Origin of the sequence: Parvibaculum sp. (assembly GCF_035325945.1) — a bacterium.
In the GTDB taxonomy this organism is placed as follows: Bacteria; Pseudomonadota; Alphaproteobacteria; order Parvibaculales; family Parvibaculaceae; genus Parvibaculum.
The window spans coordinates 18,329-36,131 of record NZ_DAOKYX010000011.1 but is presented as its reverse complement, the minus strand read 5'-3'; the positions used below and the strand labels follow the sequence as shown (position 1 = coordinate 36,131).

Annotated in this window: 15 protein-coding genes; 8 read left to right on the top strand and 7 right to left on the bottom strand. The window is 65.6% G+C overall.

Going from position 1 to position 17,803, the window contains the following annotated elements:
• The 5 genes from PKA57_RS07550 to PKA57_RS07530 all read right to left on the bottom strand — a co-directional run.
• A partial coding sequence (locus PKA57_RS07550) for an enoyl-CoA hydratase-related protein (protein WP_324299126.1) occupies positions 1-251 on the bottom strand: 251 nt, incomplete at its 3' end.
• A gap of 9 nt (positions 252-260) precedes the next feature.
• On the bottom strand, positions 261-1,466 hold the full coding sequence (locus PKA57_RS07545) for an acetyl-CoA C-acetyltransferase (RefSeq protein ID WP_324299124.1): 1,206 nt from the start codon (positions 1,464-1,466) through the stop codon (positions 261-263).
• 132 nt (positions 1,467-1,598) lie between these two features.
• Positions 1,599-2,756: an acyl-CoA dehydrogenase family protein gene (locus tag PKA57_RS07540; protein ID WP_324299122.1), complete on the bottom strand. Its 1,158-nt coding sequence runs from the start codon at positions 2,754-2,756 to the stop codon at positions 1,599-1,601.
• A 67-nt stretch (positions 2,757-2,823) separates the two neighbouring features.
• A complete protein-coding gene (locus tag PKA57_RS07535) occupies positions 2,824-4,614 on the bottom strand; it encodes an acyl-CoA dehydrogenase C-terminal domain-containing protein (protein ID WP_324299120.1) in 1,791 nt (596 codons plus the stop codon).
• A gap of 37 nt (positions 4,615-4,651) precedes the next feature.
• Entirely contained in the window at positions 4,652-5,176 is a 525-nt protein-coding gene (locus PKA57_RS07530) for a MerR family DNA-binding transcriptional regulator (RefSeq protein ID WP_324299118.1), read from the bottom strand.
• A 258-nt stretch (positions 5,177-5,434) separates the two neighbouring features.
• On the opposite strand from PKA57_RS07530, the gene PKA57_RS07525 reads away from it, so the two are divergent.
• The 5 genes from PKA57_RS07525 to PKA57_RS07505 all read left to right on the top strand — a co-directional run bounded on the left by PKA57_RS07525 (position 5,435) and on the right by PKA57_RS07505 (position 12,117).
• The gene (locus PKA57_RS07525; RefSeq protein ID WP_324299116.1) at positions 5,435-5,995 is read left to right on the top strand and encodes a CAP domain-containing protein; all 561 of its coding nucleotides are present in this window, start codon (positions 5,435-5,437) and stop codon (positions 5,993-5,995) included.
• 223 nt (positions 5,996-6,218) lie between these two features.
• A complete protein-coding gene (locus tag PKA57_RS07520; protein WP_324299114.1) occupies positions 6,219-9,392 on the top strand; it encodes a peptidoglycan-binding protein in 3,174 nt (1,057 codons plus the stop codon).
• A gap of 101 nt (positions 9,393-9,493) precedes the next feature.
• On the top strand, positions 9,494-10,420 hold the full coding sequence (locus tag PKA57_RS07515; protein WP_324299111.1) for a sulfite exporter TauE/SafE family protein: 927 nt from the start codon (positions 9,494-9,496) through the stop codon (positions 10,418-10,420).
• A complete protein-coding gene (locus PKA57_RS07510) occupies positions 10,417-11,229 on the top strand; it encodes a TIGR02186 family protein (protein WP_324299109.1) in 813 nt (270 codons plus the stop codon). Before PKA57_RS07515 ends, PKA57_RS07510 begins: the two co-directional genes overlap by 4 nt.
• A gap of 108 nt (positions 11,230-11,337) precedes the next feature.
• The gene (locus PKA57_RS07505) at positions 11,338-12,117 is read left to right on the top strand and encodes a cytochrome c biogenesis protein CcdA (protein WP_324299107.1); all 780 of its coding nucleotides are present in this window, start codon (positions 11,338-11,340) and stop codon (positions 12,115-12,117) included.
• On the opposite strand, the gene pdeM is transcribed toward PKA57_RS07505, so the two are convergent.
• Together pdeM and PKA57_RS07495 are read right to left on the bottom strand one after the other, a co-directional pair.
• Positions 12,114-12,836 (bottom strand): ligase-associated DNA damage response endonuclease PdeM, encoded by a 723-nt coding sequence (gene pdeM, locus PKA57_RS07500; protein ID WP_324299105.1) that lies wholly within the window; start codon positions 12,834-12,836, stop codon positions 12,114-12,116. The genes PKA57_RS07505 and pdeM overlap by 4 nt on opposite strands.
• The gene (locus PKA57_RS07495) at positions 12,829-15,402 is read right to left on the bottom strand and encodes a ligase-associated DNA damage response DEXH box helicase (protein WP_324299103.1); all 2,574 of its coding nucleotides are present in this window, start codon (positions 15,400-15,402) and stop codon (positions 12,829-12,831) included. Before PKA57_RS07495 ends, pdeM begins: the two co-directional genes overlap by 8 nt.
• Before the next feature lie 198 nt (positions 15,403-15,600).
• Here PKA57_RS07495 and PKA57_RS07490 point away from each other — a divergent pair, with 198 nt between their 5' ends.
• The 3 genes from PKA57_RS07490 to PKA57_RS07480 form a co-directional block, all read left to right on the top strand.
• A complete protein-coding gene (locus PKA57_RS07490; RefSeq protein WP_324299101.1) occupies positions 15,601-16,449 on the top strand; it encodes a mechanosensitive ion channel domain-containing protein in 849 nt (282 codons plus the stop codon).
• 120 nt (positions 16,450-16,569) lie between these two features.
• Positions 16,570-16,833: a DUF6460 domain-containing protein gene (locus PKA57_RS07485; RefSeq protein ID WP_324299099.1), complete on the top strand. Its 264-nt coding sequence runs from the start codon at positions 16,570-16,572 to the stop codon at positions 16,831-16,833.
• A gap of 110 nt (positions 16,834-16,943) precedes the next feature.
• Positions 16,944-17,803: SDR family oxidoreductase (locus PKA57_RS07480; protein ID WP_324299244.1), on the top strand; the 860-nt coding region annotated here is incomplete at its 3' end.

Here is a 17,803-nt window from a genome sequence, read left to right as displayed (position 1 = left end):
CCGCCGCCGGAGCCGCCGCCCGCCTGACCGCCCATCATGGAAAGATCGGCGCCGGCGCAGAAGGCATCCTTGCCCGAGGTGAGGATGGCGCCCTGGATCTTCTCGTCGGAAACGATCGCCTCGATGATCGCGGCCATGTCGGCCATGGAGCTCTGCGAGAGCACGTTCATCGAACGGTTGGGCATGTCCCAGGTGATGAGCGCGATGCCGTCGCCATCGACCTCGAATTTGAAGTTTTCGTAAGTGGTCATGTTGCTACCTCAGACGCGCTCGATGATGGTGGCCGTGCCCATGCCCGCGCCGACGCAGAGCGTGATGAGGGCCGTGTTGAGATTGCGGCGCTCGAGTTCGTCGAGCACCGTTCCGAGGATCATGCCGCCGGTCGCGCCGAGCGGATGGCCCATGGCGATGGCGCCGCCATTGACGTTCATCTTCTCATGCGGAATGTCGAGCGACTGCATCATGCGCAGCACGACCGAGGCGAAGGCCTCGTTGAGCTCGTAGAGGTCGATGTCCTCGGGACGCATGCCGGCCTTCTTCAGCGCCTTGCGCGAAACATCGGCCGGACCCGTCAGCATGATGCAGGGCTCCGAGCCGATCGACGCCATGGCGCGGATGCGGGCGCGCGGCTTCAGGCCCATGGCCTTGCCGGTGTCGAGATTGCCGACGAGAACGGCGGACGCGCCATCGACGATGCCCGAGGAATTGCCCGCGTGATGGACGTGGATGATCTCCTCGACTTCGGGGTAGCGCTCGAGCGCCACGCCATCGAAGGCGAATTCGCCGATGCCGGCGAAGGAAGGCTGGAGCGCGGCGAGCGACTGCATGGTCGCATCGGGGCGCATGTGCTCGTCATGATCGAGAATGGTGAGACCGTTGATGTCTCTCACCGGGATGACCGACTTGCTGAAGTAGCCCTTCTCCCAGGCATTGGCTGCGCGCTTCTGGCTTTCGACGGCATAGGCGTCGACATCGGCGCGAGAGAAACCGTATTTCGTCGCGACGAGATCGGCGCCGATGCCCTGCGGCGTGAAGTAGGACTTGAACGCGATCCGGGGATCGGTCGACCAGGAGCCGCCCGAGGCGCCCATGCCGACGCGCGACATGGATTCGACGCCGCCGCCGATCGCCATGTCGGCTTCGCCCGACATGACCTTGGCCGCCGCCATGTTGGTCGCCTCAAGGCCGGAGGCGCAGAAGCGGTTGATCTGCACGCCCGCCGTCGTCTGCGCGTAGTCGGCATTGAGCACCGCGATGCGCGCGATGTCGCCGCCCTGCTCGCCCACCGGATCGACGCAGCCGAACACCACGTCATCGACGCGCGAGGTGTCGAGATTGTTGCGATCCCGGATCGCCTTCAGAACCTGTGTGCCGAGTTCGAGCGCCGTCACCTCGTGCAGCGCACCGTCCTTCTTGCCCTTGCCGCGCGGTGTGCGCACGGTGTCGTAGACATAAGCGTCGGTCATTTTCGTCTCCCTGTGAGAGGTTGCGTTTGTAGCTCCTCTCACCCCGTCTCTCTCCCCGGAGGGGAGAGGGAGAAGGACCTGGCCCGCTCCCCTCTCCCCCATTGGGGAGAGGGTCAGGGTGAGAGGCCTTTATTAGAGCGTGCGCGCGATCAGCATCTTCATGATCTCGTTGGTGCCGCCATAGATCTTCTGGATGCGCGCGTCCGTGTACAATTGCGCGATCGGATACTCCATCATGTAGCCGTAGCCGCCGAAGAACTGGAGGCAGGTGTCCACGATTTCGCACTGCTTCTGCGTGGTCCACCACTTCGCCATGGCGGCGGTCGTCGGATCGAGCTTGCCTTCGAGAAGCTTCATCGCGCAATCGTCGGTGAAGACACGCGCGATCGCCGCCTCGGTCTTGCATTCGGCAAGCCTGAACTGGGTGTTCTGGAAATCGAGGATCGACTTGCCGAAAGCCTTGCGCTCCTTCGTATAGGCGGCGGTGAGCTCTACCGCCTTTTCCATGGCGACGCAGGCCTGAACGGCAATGATGAGGCGCTCCTGCGGAAGCTGCTGCATGAGCTGGATGAAGCCCTTGCCCTCTTCCGTGCCGAGGAGGTTCGAGGTCGGCACCTTCACGTCGTCGAAGAAGAGTTCCGACGTGTCCTGAGCATGCTGGCCGATCTTGTCGAGGTTACGGCCGCGGCGGAAACCTTCGACCTCATCCGTCTCGACCATGATGAGCGACGTGCCCTTGGCACCCGCCGCGGGATCGGTCTTCGCCACGACGCAGATGAGCGTCGCCTGCTGTCCGTTGGTGATGAAGGTCTTCTGCCCGTTGATCACATACTGGTTGCCGACCTTCTTCGCCGTGGTCCGCACGCCCTGAAGATCGGAGCCCGTGCCAGGCTCGGTCATGGCGATGGCGGCGACCATCTCGCCTGTCGCCATCTTGGGCAGCCACTTCTTCTTCTGCTCCTCGGTGCCATAGGCCTCGATGTAGTGGGCGACGATGCCCGAATGCACCGAATTGCCGAAGCCGGCCACGCCCGCGCGGCCCTGCTCCTGGGCGATGACCATTTCATGCGCGAAGGAGCCGCCGCCGCCGCCATATTCCTCGGAAATCGAGGCGCAGAGAATTCCGGCCTCGCCTGCCTTGTTCCAGGCATCGCGATCGACGTAGCCCTGCTTGTTCCAGCGCTCGGAGTGAGGCGCGAATTCCTTTTCATAGAACTTGCGCACGGAGCTCTCGAGGATTTCCAGCTCTTCCGTCATCCAGGGCGACTTGTAGCCCGCGATCATTACCATCTGTCCTGTCTTCCTTCCCTGTATTTACGAACCCCGAGGGGGCCTTTTCTTTTGATTGGCAAAGCCATCAGAACTCGTCGGCGCCGAATGCCATGAGCGGCGCGGCGCCGATGCGAATACGCGCGAGATAGAGCGCCGTTTCCGGCGCGACCCGCTCCACATAAAAGAGGCCGGTCTTGAGCTTCGTTTCATAGAAGCTCTTGTCTTCTGCCGCGCCGTCGAGCTTCTCAAGCGCGGCCTTCGCCATCAGCGACCACATGAAAGTGACGGCCGTGACGCCGAAGAGATGGAGATAATCGGTCGAGCCCGCGCCGGCATTGTCCGGGTTCTGAAGCGCGTTTTCCATGAACCACATGGTCGCCGCCTCGAGATCCTTGCGCGCAGCCGAAAGCGCGACCACGAAGGGCGCGAGCTTTTCGGTCTTTCCGGCTTCGGCGAGGAAGTCGTCCACGCGCTTGAAGAAGGCAAAGACCGCGCGCCCGCCATTCGCGGCGAGCTTGCGGCCGACGAGATCGAGCGCCTGAATGCCGTTCGCGCCTTCATAGATCATGGCGATGCGGGCATCGCGGACGAACTGCGCAAGGCCGTTCTCCTCGATATAGCCATGCCCGCCATAGACCTGCTGCGCCTCGACGGCATTGGCAAATCCGCGATCGGTGAGGTGCGCCTTCACCACCGGGGTAAGGAGCGCCATCATGTCGTCCGCGAATTCGCGCACGATCGCATCGTCCGACGCATGCGAGAGATCGCCCTGCAAGGCCGTCCAGACGAGAAGCGCGCGCGCACCTTCGTTGAACGCCTTGGCGTTGAGCAGCATGCGGCGCACATCGGGATGGACGAGGATGGGATCGGCGGGCTTGTCGGCGGCTTTCGGCCCCGTGAGCGAGCGGCCCTGAAGGCGCTCCTTCGCATAGGCGGCGGCGTTCTGATAGGCGGCTTCGGACTGCGAAAGCCCCTGCAGCCCGACGCCGAGCCGCGCCTCGTTCATCATGGTGAACATGGCGCGCATGCCCTTGTTCTCTTCGCCGACGAGGAAACCTGTCGCCTCGTCATAGTTGAGCACGCAGGTGGCATTGCCGTGGATGCCCATCTTGTTCTCGATCGCGCCGCAGGAGACGCCATTGCGCGCGCCGAGGCTCCCATCATCCTTCAGGAGATATTTGGGCACGAGGAAAAGCGAGATGCCCTTGATGCCCTGCGGCGCGCCTTCGACGCGCGCGAGCACGAGATGGAGAATGTTGTCGGCAAGATCGTGCTCGCCGGCAGAGATGAATATCTTGGTACCGGTGATCCTGTAGCTGCCGTCCGCCTGCGGAACGGCCTTTGTGCGAAGAAGGCCGAGATCGGTGCCGCAATGGGGCTCCGTCAGGTTCATCGTGCCGGTCCACTCGCCAGAGACGAGCTTCGGCAGATAGGTCTTCTTCTGCTCCTCGGTGCCGTGGTGCAGGAGCGCGGAATAGGCGCCATGCGAAAGGCCCGGATACATGCCGAAGGCCATGTTGGCCGAGGACACCATCTCGTTGAAGATGACGCCGAGCGCGTTCGGCAGTCCCTGTCCGCCAAAGGCGGGGTCGGCGACGAGTGCCGGCCAGCCACCATCGACAAGCGTCTTGTAGGCTTCCCTGAAGCCTTTCGGCGTCGTCACCACGCCGTTCTCGAGCTTGCAGCCCTCCCTGTCACCGATCTGGTTCAGGGGTTGCAGCACTTCTTCCGAAAGCTTCGCCGCTTCGTCGAGGATCGCATCCACGACATCGAGCGGCGCATCCCTGAATCCGGGAAGCGCCGCATATTGCGACATGTTGAAAGTCTCGTGCAGGAGAAAGCGATACTCCCGCAATGGAGCCATGTAGACCGGCATCATGTCCTCGCGTTGATAGAGCGCGACGGCAAAAAGGTCAGGCCGTCGCGGATGAAGCTGATTGCTGGAGGCGGACTTCACCCTTGGCGACACGGGGGCGCTTCTTCGCATCCACCAGCGCCTGCGCCATCTGCTTCTGGAGAACGCCCTCAAGCCGCTCGCAGCTTTCCTGAAGCGTCCTGATCTGAAGGTCGATTTCCTTGCGCTGCGCCTCGAGGCTCGCGATGCGGCGCTTGAACTTCTCGATGGCGACGCGGTTCTGCGTCTCGCATCCGTCCTCGAGATCGTAGAGGCTCAGGATCTCCTTGATCTCGGAAAGCGCAAGGCCGACATTCCGTCCACGGACGATGAGAAGGAGGCGCGCGCGGTCGCGGGGGTGATAGATGCGGGTCTGACCCTGGCGCTCGGGCTTGAGAAGCCCCTTGTCCTCATAGAAGCGGATCGCGCGCGTGGTCAGGCCGAATTCCTCGGCAAGCTGCGTGATCGAATAGGTGGTGCCGGCGGCATGAGCCGGCTCGGCTCCGACGGTGATGGCCTTCGGCCCCTCAAACTGCTGATCCATGAACCTCTCCTGTTTCCCCATTGACCGGGCAGGAGGCGGGCGGCGGCGAATAAGATGCAGCCCCGCGGCAAGCCCGGCGTCATTCCTCTGGCGGTGTCCCGCCTTATTTTGTGATGACGGCGGGAACGTTAATTGACGTTGACGTAAGCGTCAAGGGCCCCGGCGGCGTTGCCGCGCGGCGCCCGACTTGCTCTAGTGCTGCCATCGCGACGCGGGCCGGCGCTGGGGCGGGACCGGGTCGAGGAAGACGAGGAATCGATGATGATGCTTTTCCGTTCGGGGTTCGTCCTTGCGCTGAGCCTTCTGCTCGCGGCCTGCGCCACGAGCGGCGATCCCGTGGCCCCGCCCCCGCCGACCCGGGTCAACATCGCCTCGCTCCCGGCCGCCGCCAGCGCCGCCGCGCGCACCAACGACCCGCTGGAGCGGGCGCTTTTCGCCGCCGTCAACGACTACCGGGCGAAGATCGGCGCGCCGCCGCTCGCGCGGGACAGCGTGCTCGAACGCGCGGCCGCCGTTCACAGCACGGACATGGCGCTCAGAAATTTCTTCGGGCACTTCAATCCGGACGGCCAGGGGCCCAAGGAGCGCGTGCTGGCGGTGTCGCCGCAATTCAAGGGCCGGATCGCCGAGAACCTTTCCATGGTGGAGGGCATGAACCGGCGAACGACGGAGCAGATCGCAGAAATCATGCTCAGGGGCTGGATCAACAGCCCGTCCCACCGGAAGAACCTGCGGAATGCGGACTATATCCGCACCGGCATCGGCATCGCCCGGCAGGGCGACGCGATATACGCGACGCAGCTCTATGCCGGGCCGTAATGCGGTGCCGGGGCTGTAAGACCCTGCGGGGCGGGGCAATTTCGCCCGGTTAACCTGATATTTACCGACATTGACGTTTTATGGACCCGTTCCGTGGCCCGGCCGCGAGAACCCTTGGGCCCAGTGCCGCCCATGCAAACGGGCCCCGGCGAGGCAGGCGTCTCGTCGCGAAAGATGCACTGGCCTATACTAACCAAAAGGGTTAAGGGGCTTAGTGATTCGGATGAGATCGGGTGTACCGTGGAGCGTAAAGGGCATAGAGCCCGAAGCGCGCGAGGCTGCCAAACAGGCCGCTCACCGTGCCGGTGTCACGCTTGGCGCCTGGCTCAATCAGATCATCATGGATGCGGGGACGGACGAAGTCGGCAAGCCGACCGGCGAGCCGAGATCGGCCCAGCCGCAATCCGGCTTCGCGCAGCCCGCGTTTCACCAGCCGGTGCCGCAGATCTCCGCCGGTCCGGCGCAGATCGACATGACCCCGGTTGCCGAAGCCATGCGCGACATCGTGCAGCGTGTCGAGACTAGCGAGCGGCGCACCGCGGACCTCGCGCGGCGCCTCGAACAATCGGTCGGCCAGCTCGCCGAGCGGCTGGAATATTCGGAGCGTGCGATGGAGCAATCTTCCGAAGCCGGCATGATCGATCCCCTCGAGCGCAGGATTCAGCAGCTCGCCGAGAGGCTCGAGGAAACCGAGCGGAGCCGCGGCGCGCGCCGCCCGGACGACAAGGCGATCCAGACACTCGAGAAAGCGGTGACCGCCGTCGTCGATCATCTCGACACGGCGGAACGCCGGACCGACGAGTCGCTTGCGGAAATCAGGCAGGCGCTCTCCCAGCTCACGAGCCGCGTTGATGAACGCGATGAGGAAAAGGAGCGCGAGGCGGAGCTTGCCCGGGCCCGCGCGGTCGAAAACCATCTTCAGACGCTCGCGACAAGGCTGGAGAAGATGGAACACTCCGTTGGCGGCATCGGGCCTCAGGCGGTTGAGGCCGCGATGAAGGCGATCGCGGAGAAATCCGACGCCGAACAGCACAAGGCGACGATCGCGGGGGTCCAGAGCAATCTCGCCGAGATCACGCAGCGCCTCGAGCGCGCCGAGAGCCGGACCGAGGAAACGCTCAAGGCCTTCGAGAAGACGGTGGCAAGCATTGCGAGGCGGCTGGAGGATATGGACCGCCCCCGCAACGACGCGCTGCCCGAGGCCATGCGCGTCATCGAGAGCCGCATCGAGCAGATGGCGGATCGCCTGCAACAGAACGAGGACATGACGGCGCAGGCCGCGCAGTCGATCGAGCGTGCGATCGCAGGCATGTCGGACAATCTCCATGTGACGGAGAACCGCTCGCGCGAGACGGTCGAGTCCCTCCATGTGATGCTCGAACGCATGACCGAGCGGCTCGCGAAGCTCGAGCAGGACGCGAAGGCCGCGCGGTCGAACCCCGTGCTGCCGCCGCAGATCGCGACGGGTTATGGCGCCGGAAACGGCTTCGTGCCCTCGGGGCAGCCTTTCGCCGTTCCAAATTTCGACATGCCCCCTTCGGCCAGCTTCGGCGGCGCGGCGGGCGGCCTCCTGAACAATCCCCAGGGCAGCCCATTGGGCAATCCGCTGGGCAACCCCTTCGGCGACGAGCCCGGCACGGCCGGTTTCCGGAACCCGTTCGCCGATGTGGAAACGCCGCGCTCCCTTCCCCCGGCGCCGCCGCCTTCGCAGCCCCTCGCGCAACCCTTGCCCGAACATGCGGGCGATGTGCCCCCGCCCTTCGCCCTCCAGGGCGACGAGGAGCGGCGCGAGCCGACACTCGATACACGCGGAGCGGGTGCGGAGGAAGCTCCAGACAGCGCCGGCGAACCGGAAATGAGCAACCCCACCGCCGAGACGGCGCGGGCCGCCAATGATTTTCTCGCTGCCGCACGCCGCGCGGCGCAGGCCGCCGCCCAGGCAGGGCGCTCGGGCCCGCAGCCCATGCTCGGCAATGCGGGCTTCGGCGAGCATCCCGCGCGCTTCACGGCGATCGCCCCCGAACGCGAAAGCCGGCGAAAGAAAATCCTCGTCGGGGGCTTTGCGGCTCTCCTCGTTCTCGCAGCGGGCCTTGCCGCAACTCGCGTTCTCAACAACGAGCCGGCTATCCCGCAGCCCGTGATCGTCGATTCAGGCCCTGCAAACAGCGCCTCGCCGAAGACGGAAAAGCCCGCCGACGAGACTGCGAATGCCGCCAGGGCGAGCGCCACATCCGTTGATCCAGAGAGCAATCCGGCGGAGGCCAGTCCGGAAGGCGCCGGGGCCACTGCAACCGCTCCTCAAGGGCAAGCTGCGCCCGGGGAGATGGCGGCTCCGGCGCCTGCCACGACGAGCGAGACCGAATCGCCCATCGTGCCCGCGCCCAAAAAAGCCGCGCGTCCTCAGACGACGATCCTGCCCCGGCCGGTCGAGCGCGCTCCGTCGGCGACGCCCGCCCCCGCCAAGCCGGTCGAGAGTGAGCCTCTCGCGCCTGCGGCCACGCCTTCGGGCACACCTTCAGCTATGGGCACGCTCGGGCGGCTTCCCGCCAGCCAGCGCGCGCTCGGCGAGGCGGCGCGGAACGGCGACGCGGTGGCGCAATATGAGCTGGCGCAACGCTATGCCAATGGCGACGGCGTGGACGCCGATCCCGCTCAGGCCGCGATCTGGTATGGCAAGGCCGCCGATCAGGGGCTTGCCATCGCGCAATACCGCCTGGCCACGCTTTACGAAAAGGGCCGGGGCGTGGCCCAGAACGACTCGATGGCGCGCAGCCTTTACGAGAAGGCCGCCCTTCAGGGCAATGTGAAGGCGATGCACAATCTCGCCGTCATCTATGCCGAAGGCCGGGGCACGCGGCAGGATTTCACCACCGCCGCGCGCTGGTTCGGCGAGGCGGCCGCTTTCGGCCTCGGCGACAGCCAGTACAATCTCGCGATCCTCGAGGAGCGCGGGCTCGGCGTGAAGCAGGATCTCGGCTCCGCATACAAGTGGCTCTCCATCGCCGCGAAGGCGGGCGACAGGGGCGCGGCCCAGAAGCGCGACGAACTCGAAGGCAAGCTCGACGCGGCCGTGCTGGCGCAGGCCAAGGTCGCGGCCGAGACATGGGCCGCGAAGCGTCCCGACCCCGCCGCCAATGGCGATCTCGGCACGTTCCACAGCGGCGCCGCCGCCGGGAATCCCGACGACATAACCGGCAGTATCTCGACCACAGTGAGCGACACGGCCCGTGCTCAGGCGATGCTGATGCAGCTCGGCTACGATCCGGGCACGTCGGACGGCGTCATGGGTCCGCGCACACGCGATGCAATCCTCGCCTATCAGCGGTCCGCGGACCTCGACCAGACCGGCAGCGTCAATCCGGCGCTGCTGAAGTCGCTCGAACTCGCGACGCGCTGAGGGCCTCCGCGCCCGAGGCATCGTAACGGCGGCGTGCCTGCCCGTTTCGATGCTTCCGCGGACAGAACGGGCGGCGCGACCGCCGCCGGAGCCCAGGCCGCATGCAGATCTACCTGCCGATCGCCGAACTTCCGATCAATGCGCTGCTGATCCTCGCCATGGGCGGGGCGGTCGGCTTCCTCTCGGGCATGTTCGGCGTCGGCGGCGGCTTCCTGATGACGCCGCTTCTGATCTTTCTCGGCATCCCGCCCGCGGTCGCGGTCGGCACGCAGTCGACGCAGGTCGTCGCTTCCTCCGTGACCGGCGCGCTCGCTCATTGGCGGCGCGGCACCATCGACTTCAAGATGGGCGGCGTGCTGCTTGCGGGCGGCATCGTCGGCTCCGTCTTCGGCATCTTTCTTTTCAGGCTGCTCAAGGAGATCGGGCAGATCGACCTCACAATCTCGGTCGTCTATGTCGTTTTCCTCTCCATCATCGGCGCGATGATGATGGCGGAAAGCCTGCGGGCCATGATTGCGGCGCGGCGTGGCGATGCGCCAGCCACGGGGCAAGGCGGGCACCATAGCTGGATCCACGGCCTGCCCTTCAAGATGCGCTTCCGGCGCTCGAAGCTCTATATCAGCGTGATCCCGCCCGTGCTCATCGGCTTCTTCGTCGGCATGCTCTCGGCGATCATGGGCGTCGGAGGCGGCTTCATCATCATCCCGGCGATGATCTATCTCTTGCGGATGCCGACCATGATGGTCATCGGCACATCGCTCTTCCAGATCGTCTTCGTGACCGCGATCACAGGCGTCATGCATGCGGTCGAGAACCAGGCGGTCGATGCGATGCTGGCGCTGCTTCTCGTCGTCGGCGCGGTGGTGGGTGCGCAATATGGCGTGCGCACGGCCGCGCGCCTCAGGGGCGAGCATCTGCGCGCGCTCCTTGCGGGCATCGTGCTTCTCATGGGCATGAGGCTCGGCTGGGATCTCGTGACGACGCCGCCCGATCTTTATTCCGTTGTCGATGTGGCGCCACATTCATGATGTCCCGTCCGCACCATATCGCAACCCTGCTCGTTCCGATCGTGCTCGCGGTCTGCCTATTCGCCGGTGCGCGGGCGAAAGCGGATCAACTCGTCACGGATCTCTCCTCGCACAAGATTTCGATCCACTCCAATTTCACGGGCACGCAGATCCTCCTCTTCGGCGCCGTCGAGGCGAACGCGCCGGAGACACGCGGCCTCGCCCGCGACATCGTGGTCGTGGTGTCAGGCCCCCAGCGCGCGATGACGGTGCGGCGCAAGGCGCGCCTCGCGGGCATCTGGGTCAATCACGACTCGATCACATTTCCCAGAGTGCCCGGCTACTACGCGGTTGCGAGCACGCGGCCGCTCGAAGTGACGGCTGGCGCCGAGGTGCTGAAGCGCGAGCAGATCGGGGTCGAGAATGTCGATTTCGGTCCGCCGTCGGCGCAGGCGATGGATGGAAGTGCGGAAATCCTTCCGCCCGAAGACGTGCAGACCTTCGTCAAGGCGCTCATCCGCAACAAGAAGCGCGATCGGCTCTATATCAGCGATCCGGGAGGCGTGACCTTTCTCGGGCAGACGCTCTTCCGCGCCACGCTCGAAATTCCCGCAACCGTGCCGGTCGGGCTCTATACGGCGACGGTCTATCTCATCCGCGACGGCGAGGTCGTCGATGCCATCGCCTCCCCGCTCTATATCGACAAGGGCGGGCTCGAACGTTTCATCTATCGCCTCGCCCACACGCGGCCGCTCTTTTACGGCCTCGTCGCCGTGATCGGCGCCGCGCTTGCCGGCTGGCTCGCTTCGGCGGTGCTGAGGGAAAGGTGACGCATGGTGCGGGCCGGCCATCATGGCTAGAGTGCGTTTCCGGCGCCACACCGCCATTTTCCCCTGCCCTCCGGCAATCCCGACGCAAGCGTTTGACGGACCCGACCGATGACCGATCTCAGCATCTCCTATTTCGCGGCCGCGGCCGGTGGGCTTCTGAGTTTCCTTTCGCCTTGCGTGCTGCCGCTCGTGCCGGCCTATCTCTGCTTCATCGCCGGCACATCCTTCGAGGAGCTGACGCGCGAGAACGCGAAGGGCGCCGCTCTCGGCTCGGAGGGGCTGACGCGCCGCGTCGCACTCGGCGCTGTCGGCTTCGTTCTCGGCTTCAGCACCGTCTTCGTGGCGCTCGGCGCCAGCGCCTCGGCGATCAGCCCGATCATCCTTTCGCACAAGGATATTCTCGGCCGCATCGCAGGCGTCATCATCATCGTTTTCGGCCTTCACTATATGGGGCTTCTGCGCATCGCCTTTCTCAATCGCGAGGCGCGCTTCCAGCCGGACCAGATCGGCGACGTCACGAAAAGCCTGTGGATGCAGTTTCTGAGCCCCTATGTGATCGGGCTTGCCTTCGCCTTCGGCTGGACGCCCTGCATCGGCCCCATTCTCGCAACGATCCTCGCCATCGCCGCGTCGCAGCAAAGCTTGCAAGCAGGTGTGCTTCTCCTCGCCACCTATTCGCTCGGGCTCGGCATTCCGTTTCTCGCGGCGGCCTTCGCCGTGCGCGGCTTTCTCGCTTTCGCCAGCCGCATCCGCCGCCATATGCGCAAGATCGAGATCGCGTCGGGCGTGCTGCTCGCCGGAACGGGACTTCTGATGGCGCTCGGCTCCTTCGAGCAGATCGCGATCTTCCTCATCACCAATTTCCCGATCCTCGGCCGCCTCGGCTAATCGCCTTCGAGGCGATGGGCGGCAACGGGAACGACGGTGCGCGCGCCCATCATCCAGGCATGGAAGACCGCTGACGGAAAGAGTGGCTCGTAAGCCCCGTCAAGCACATTGAGCCCGCCCGCATAGGCGCCGAAGGCGGGCAGGATCGCCCGCGCGCCATCGGAGGCGACGCAGCGACGGCGCAGGCGCCGCCCGCGCACGCGCACCGCCGCGCATGGATGGAGATGCCCCGCGATCTCGCCCGTGGCGGGCGCGGGCTGCGGCTCATGGCGAAAGGTGAGCGGGCCCGCGCGCAGTTCTTCCCGTACAATGCCGCCGAACTTCCGCGAGGGCCGGGGATCGTGATTGCCCGCGATCCAGATCCAGTCCGCGCGGCGCGTCAGCCGCGCGAGCATGGCGGCATCCTCCTCCCCCATGCGCGCCTCGGCCTCGCCATCATGGAAGCTGTCGCCAAGCGCGACGAGGCGCGAAGGACGAAGCCGCTCCATCAGCGCTTCGAGGCGGGAAAGCGTCGCGCGCGTATCGTAAGGTGGAAGCGCAATTCCTCTGGCGGCGAAGGCGGACCCTTTTTCGAGGTGTAGATCGGCCACGACGAGCATGCGTTCCGCCGCCCACCAGACCGCGCCCTCGGGCAGCACGATGAGGTCCGCGCCGCAGACGCGCAGGGCGGGCGCCGCATGAAGGTGCTCGTCCCTCGCCTTTTCCATGCCCTCAAACAAGACGTGTCGCCTCTTCGATGAGCTTGTCCGCCGCCTCGTGGAGCAGCGCCTCGCTCGCCTCGCCGTCGATGCGCTCCTTGCCGATGTCGAGCAGCACCGGCACGGCAAGCGGCGAAACGCGGTCGAGCCTCTTCAGCACGATCTTTCCCCGGATGCGCCTCAGCATGTCGCCGACGCGCGCGACATCGAGAAGGCCCGCCGCCGCGTCGTTCCAGGTCGCGCGCAACAGTATGTGATCGGGTTCATGCTCGCGCAGCACATTGTAGATGAGGTCGGAGGTGAAGGTCACCTGCCTGCCCGTCTTCTCCTGACCGGGATAGCGCCGCTCGATGAGCCCGGCGATGATCGCGCAATCGCGGAAGGTGCGCTTCAGAAGGTTCGATTCCGCAAGCCAGCTTTCGAGATCGTCGCCCAGCATGTCCTCATCCAGGAGGCGCGAGAGCGGCAAGGCGCCATGCTCGGCCATGAGACCCACATCGCGCAGCGACCAGATGGCGAGCGCATATTCCGAGGCGATGAAACCCATGGGCCGCACGCCCGCGCGATCGAGCCTGCGCGTGAGCAGCATGCCGAGCGTCTGATGCGCGAGGCGGCCCTCGAACGGATAGCAAACGAGATAGAACCTGTCGCCGCGCGGAAACGTCTCGACCAGAAGTTCGCCCTCATTCGGTAGAAGGGAACGCCACTCCTGCATCCGCAGCCATTCCTTCACCTGCGCCGGCAGATATTGCTGTTCCTCGCGATGCGCAAGCATGTGCCGCACGCGACCGGCGAGAAAGGTCGATAGGGGAAACTTGCCGCCATAATAGGAAGGGATCATCGGATCGCCGCCTTCGGCGCGGGTGACGAGGGCTTCCGTTTCGCCCAGCCCCTCGAAGCGCAGCAGGTGACCTGCGAAGAGGAATGTGTCCCCCAGCACGAGCTGATCGACGAAATATTCCTCGACCTCGCCCAGCACATGTCCCCCATAGGCGCTTCGCGGCCGCCGCCCCTGCCGGATGAGCCGCACCTTCACCATCGGCGCTTCGACAATGGTGCCGACATTCATGCGATATTGCTGCACGACACGGGGCGATGCTGGCCTCAAGCGCATGTCGCCCTTCATCGGCGCATTGGGCCGCAGCCGCGCATAGCGATCATAGGTCCTGAGCGCATAGCCGCCCGTCGCGACGAAGCCGACGACATCGTCGAAATCCTTGCGCGAGAGGTGACGATAGGGCGCGGCCTCGCGCACCTCGTCGTAAAGCTCCGCCGGATCGAAGGGCTCCGCGCAGGCGCGGCCGAGAACATGCTGCGCGAGCACGTCGAGCGCGCCTTCCCGGCGGATGCGCCCATCCTGCGCGCCTTCGATGGTCGCGACGCGCGCGGCCTCGCATTCGAGCACCTCGAAACGGTTGGCGGGCACAAGCAGCGCCCGGCTCGGCTCGTCGAGGCGGTGGTTGGCGCGGCCGATCCGCTGCGCGAGGCGGCTCGCCCCTTTCGGCGCGCCGAGGCAGACGACGAGATCGACCTCGCCCCAATCGATGCCGAGATCGAGCGTCGAGGTGCAAACCACGGCGCGCAAGCTGCCTGCCGCCATGGCGGCCTCGACCTTGCGCCGCTGCTCGGGCGAGAGCGAGCCGTGATGAAGGGCGATGGCAAGCCCGTCCTCGTTCAGCCGCCAAAGCTCCTGAAAGGCGAATTCGGCCTGGCTACGTGTGTTGACGAAGACAAGCGTGGTCCTGTTCTTCCTGATTGCGTCATAGACGAGCGGCAGGGCGTGGCGCGCCGAGTGACCCGACCAGGGAATGCGGTCTTGCCCGTCGCTCCCATCCTCCGGCCCTTCGGGCACGAGTATGCCGATCTCGGGCCGGGCGCCGGGTGGCGCGACGACGATCTCGCTCAGCGCCTCCGCCCCCGCTGGCTGCGGCATGAGATAGCGGCGCAATTCTTCGGGCTCGGCGACGGTCGCAGACAGTCCCACACGGCGCAGGCCCGGAGCGAGCCGGGAGAGGCGCGCAAGATCGAGCGACAGGAGATCGCCGCGCTTCGAATTCGCCAGCGCATGCAATTCGTCGAGCACGACGCAGGCGAGCCCGCCGAACATTTCCGCCGCATCGGGATAGGAGAGGAGGAGCGCCAGTTGCTCCGGCGTCGTCATCAGAATGTCGGGCGGCTCGCGGCGCTGGCGCTGGCGGCGATTGGAGGGCGTGTCGCCGGTGCGCGTCTCGATGGCGATGCCGAGGCCCATTTCAGCGACAGGCGTTTCGAGATTGCGCTTCACGTCGACCGCAAGCGCCTTCAGGGGCGAGATATAGAGCGTGTGCAGCCCGCCCCTTCGCTCCTTCAGCGCGGAAAGCTCGACGAGGCTCGGCAGAAACCCGGCCAGGGTCTTGCCCGCGCCAGTCGGCGCGATGAGCAGAACCGACCTGCCCTGCCGGGCGAGTTCCATCAGCGCGAGCTGATGCGGGCGCGGCGTCCAGCCGCGCGCGGCGAACCACTGCTCGAAACGTGCCGGGAGAGGCGGGTGGCCGGGCTCTTCTCGGGGATGGCCGGGACCGGGCGCTCCAATCGCATGTCGCTTCATCGGGCGACTATAGCGTCCGCCTCCCGCCCGCCGCATCAAGCACGTTTCCCTTGGCGGCTGAAAATGGGAAACTGCGCCAAAGGGCCGAGGCAGGCCGGGCCGCTTCCCTGTCGGGCAGGGCGGCCCCATTCAGGAGCCCGATCAGGAGACTGTACGCGCGTGAATTCTATTTCCCCCCAATTGCCTCCCGACATGGTCATGGAATTGAATGCCTTCTTCCCCTATCTCGTCGAACATGGGGTCAACTTCGCCTCGGCCCTGTTCATCTTCGTCGCCGGGCTCTGGTTCTCGGGCAAGGCGTATCAGTGGACGGTGGCAGCACTTCGGCGCACGCCCCTCATCGACGCGACGCTTCAGGGATTTTTCGGCAGCCTCGCCCGCTACGCGGTGCTCGCCTTCACCATCCTCGCCGTGCTGGCAAAGTTCGGCGTCCAGACGACGAGCCTCATCGCCATGCTGGGCGCCGCCGGCCTTGCCGTCGGCCTCGCGCTGCAGGGAACGCTCTCCAATGTCGCGGCGGGCGTGATGCTGCTCATCTTCCGCCCGTTCCGGGCCGGCCAGTATGTCGAGATCGGCGGCGTCGCGGGCACGGTGAAGGAACTCACGCTCTTCACGACGGAACTCGCCACCTCCGACAATGTGCAGATCATCGTTCCCAATGCGAGCGTGTGGGGGCAGGCGGTAAAGAATTTCAGCCACCATCCAACGCGCCGGATCGACCTCATCTTCGGCATTTCCTACGACGACGATATCGGCGCGGCGATGGCCGCCATGCGCGACGTCATCGCCGCCGACAAGCGCGTGCTTGCCGAGCCCGAGCCCCTCATCGCGGTCAATGCGCTCGGGCAAAGCTCGGTCGACATGCTGCTGCGGGTCTGGACGTGCACTGCGGATTACTGGCCGGTCAAATTCGACCTCACCCGCGCCGTGAAGGAGCGCTTCGACAGGGAGGGCATCACCATCCCCTATCCCACGCAGACGGTTCACAATCCCCAGGAAGCAGGCGCGGCGCAGGCGCTGAAGCCCGGCGGAACGTCGCGCAGCTAGGCGGGATCTCAGGGACGGCGGCGCGCCCGGACCCGCCGGAGGTCCGATGCCCCCGTTTCTTCCCCGAATATATGGGATAGGTTAGCTGCATCGGCCCATTCGCGCCCGGAGGACAAGCTCATGGATCGGCTTTTCGGCGGCCCCGTTCTCCCGACACTTCTCAAGCTCGCCGCGGCGTCGGTCGTCGTCGGCGTGCTGCTCGCCTGGTTCGGGATCAGACCGATCGACCTCTGGCTCGATTTTCTCGACACGGTGGAGCGCATCTGGCGCATGGGCTTCGACGCGATCAACTGGTCGGTGAAATATTTCCTGCTCGGCGCGGTGGTGGTCGTGCCCATCTGGCTCGTCGTGCGGCTCTGGACCTACCTCGTCGAAAAGAAGTGACGCAGGGGCGACCTCGCCGCCGCCCCGCCCCATAACGCGCATGCTGGCGAAGGACCGTCCGGCTGCTATCCTCCCGCCAACGCAACATATGGGAGGACGATATGGTTTCGATGTTTCGCGACGGGCTTCTCAAGGGCAAGCGCATCCTCGTCACGGGCGGCGGGACGGGCCTCGGCAAGGAGATGGCGGAGGACTATCTGAGGCTCGGCGCCGAGGTCTATATCTGCGGGCGCCGCAAGAATGTGCTCGACGAGACGGCCAGAGAACTCATGGACAAGCATGGCGGCTCGGTGAAGACGCATTCGGTCGATATTCGCGTCGCAGCCGCCGTCGATGAAATGATCGCGGAAATCTGGGCCGATGGCGGACCGCTCACCGGCCTCGTCAACAATGCGGCGGGCAATTTCATCAGCCCGACGAAGGATCTCTCGCCGCGCGGCTTCGATGCCATTGCGGGCATCGTCTTTCACGGCTCCTTCTATGTGACGCTCGCCTGCGGCAAGCGCTGGATCGAGGACAAGGTGCCGGCGAGCGTCATTTCGATCCTGACCACATGGGTCTGGAACGGCAGCCCCTTCACCGTGCCCTCGGCCATGTCGAAGGCCGGGCTCAACATCATGACGAAATCGCTCGCCGCCGAGTGGGGCGAATACGGCATCCGCCTCAACGCGATCGCGCCGGGACCGTTCCCGACCAAGGGCGCATGGGAGAGGCTGAGCCCCGGCGAGTCGGTCGAGGGCGACACGTCGCGCGAGGGCATCCCCATGGGCCGCGTCGGCCGCATGGACGAACTGAAGAACCTCGCCACTTTCCTCATGGCGGATGGCTGCGAGTATCTGACCGGCCAGACCATCGCCATCGACGGCGCGATGCATCTTGCAAGCGGCGGCAATTTCTCGCGGCTCTCGAAGCTGAGCGAGGCGGAATGGGCCGGCATGCGCGACATGATCCGCAGTGCCAATGAGAAGGA

What these genes read in the sequence shown, in the direction of transcription:
- PKA57_RS07545 (WP_324299124.1), bottom strand. Translation starts at nt 1,466, where the DNA reads ATGACCGACGCTTATGTCTACGACACCGTGCGCACACCGCGCGGCAAG.
- PKA57_RS07540 (WP_324299122.1), bottom strand. Translation starts at nt 2,756, where the DNA reads ATGGTAATGATCGCGGGCTACAAGTCGCCCTGGATGACGGAAGAGCTG.
- PKA57_RS07535 (WP_324299120.1), bottom strand. Translation starts at nt 4,614, where the DNA reads ATGCCGGTCTACATGGCTCCATTGCGGGAGTATCGCTTTCTCCTGCAC.
- PKA57_RS07530 (WP_324299118.1), bottom strand. Translation starts at nt 5,176, where the DNA reads ATGGATCAGCAGTTTGAGGGGCCGAAGGCCATCACCGTCGGAGCCGAG.
- PKA57_RS07525 (WP_324299116.1), top strand. Translation starts at nt 5,435, where the DNA reads ATGATGATGCTTTTCCGTTCGGGGTTCGTCCTTGCGCTGAGCCTTCTG.
- PKA57_RS07520 (WP_324299114.1), top strand. Translation starts at nt 6,219, where the DNA reads ATGAGATCGGGTGTACCGTGGAGCGTAAAGGGCATAGAGCCCGAAGCG.
- PKA57_RS07515 (WP_324299111.1), top strand. Translation starts at nt 9,494, where the DNA reads ATGCAGATCTACCTGCCGATCGCCGAACTTCCGATCAATGCGCTGCTG.
- PKA57_RS07510 (WP_324299109.1), top strand. Translation starts at nt 10,417, where the DNA reads ATGATGTCCCGTCCGCACCATATCGCAACCCTGCTCGTTCCGATCGTG.
- PKA57_RS07505 (WP_324299107.1), top strand. Translation starts at nt 11,338, where the DNA reads ATGACCGATCTCAGCATCTCCTATTTCGCGGCCGCGGCCGGTGGGCTT.
- PKA57_RS07495 (WP_324299103.1), bottom strand. Translation starts at nt 15,402, where the DNA reads ATGAAGCGACATGCGATTGGAGCGCCCGGTCCCGGCCATCCCCGAGAA.
- PKA57_RS07490 (WP_324299101.1), top strand. Translation starts at nt 15,601, where the DNA reads ATGGAATTGAATGCCTTCTTCCCCTATCTCGTCGAACATGGGGTCAAC.
- PKA57_RS07485 (WP_324299099.1), top strand. Translation starts at nt 16,570, where the DNA reads ATGGATCGGCTTTTCGGCGGCCCCGTTCTCCCGACACTTCTCAAGCTC.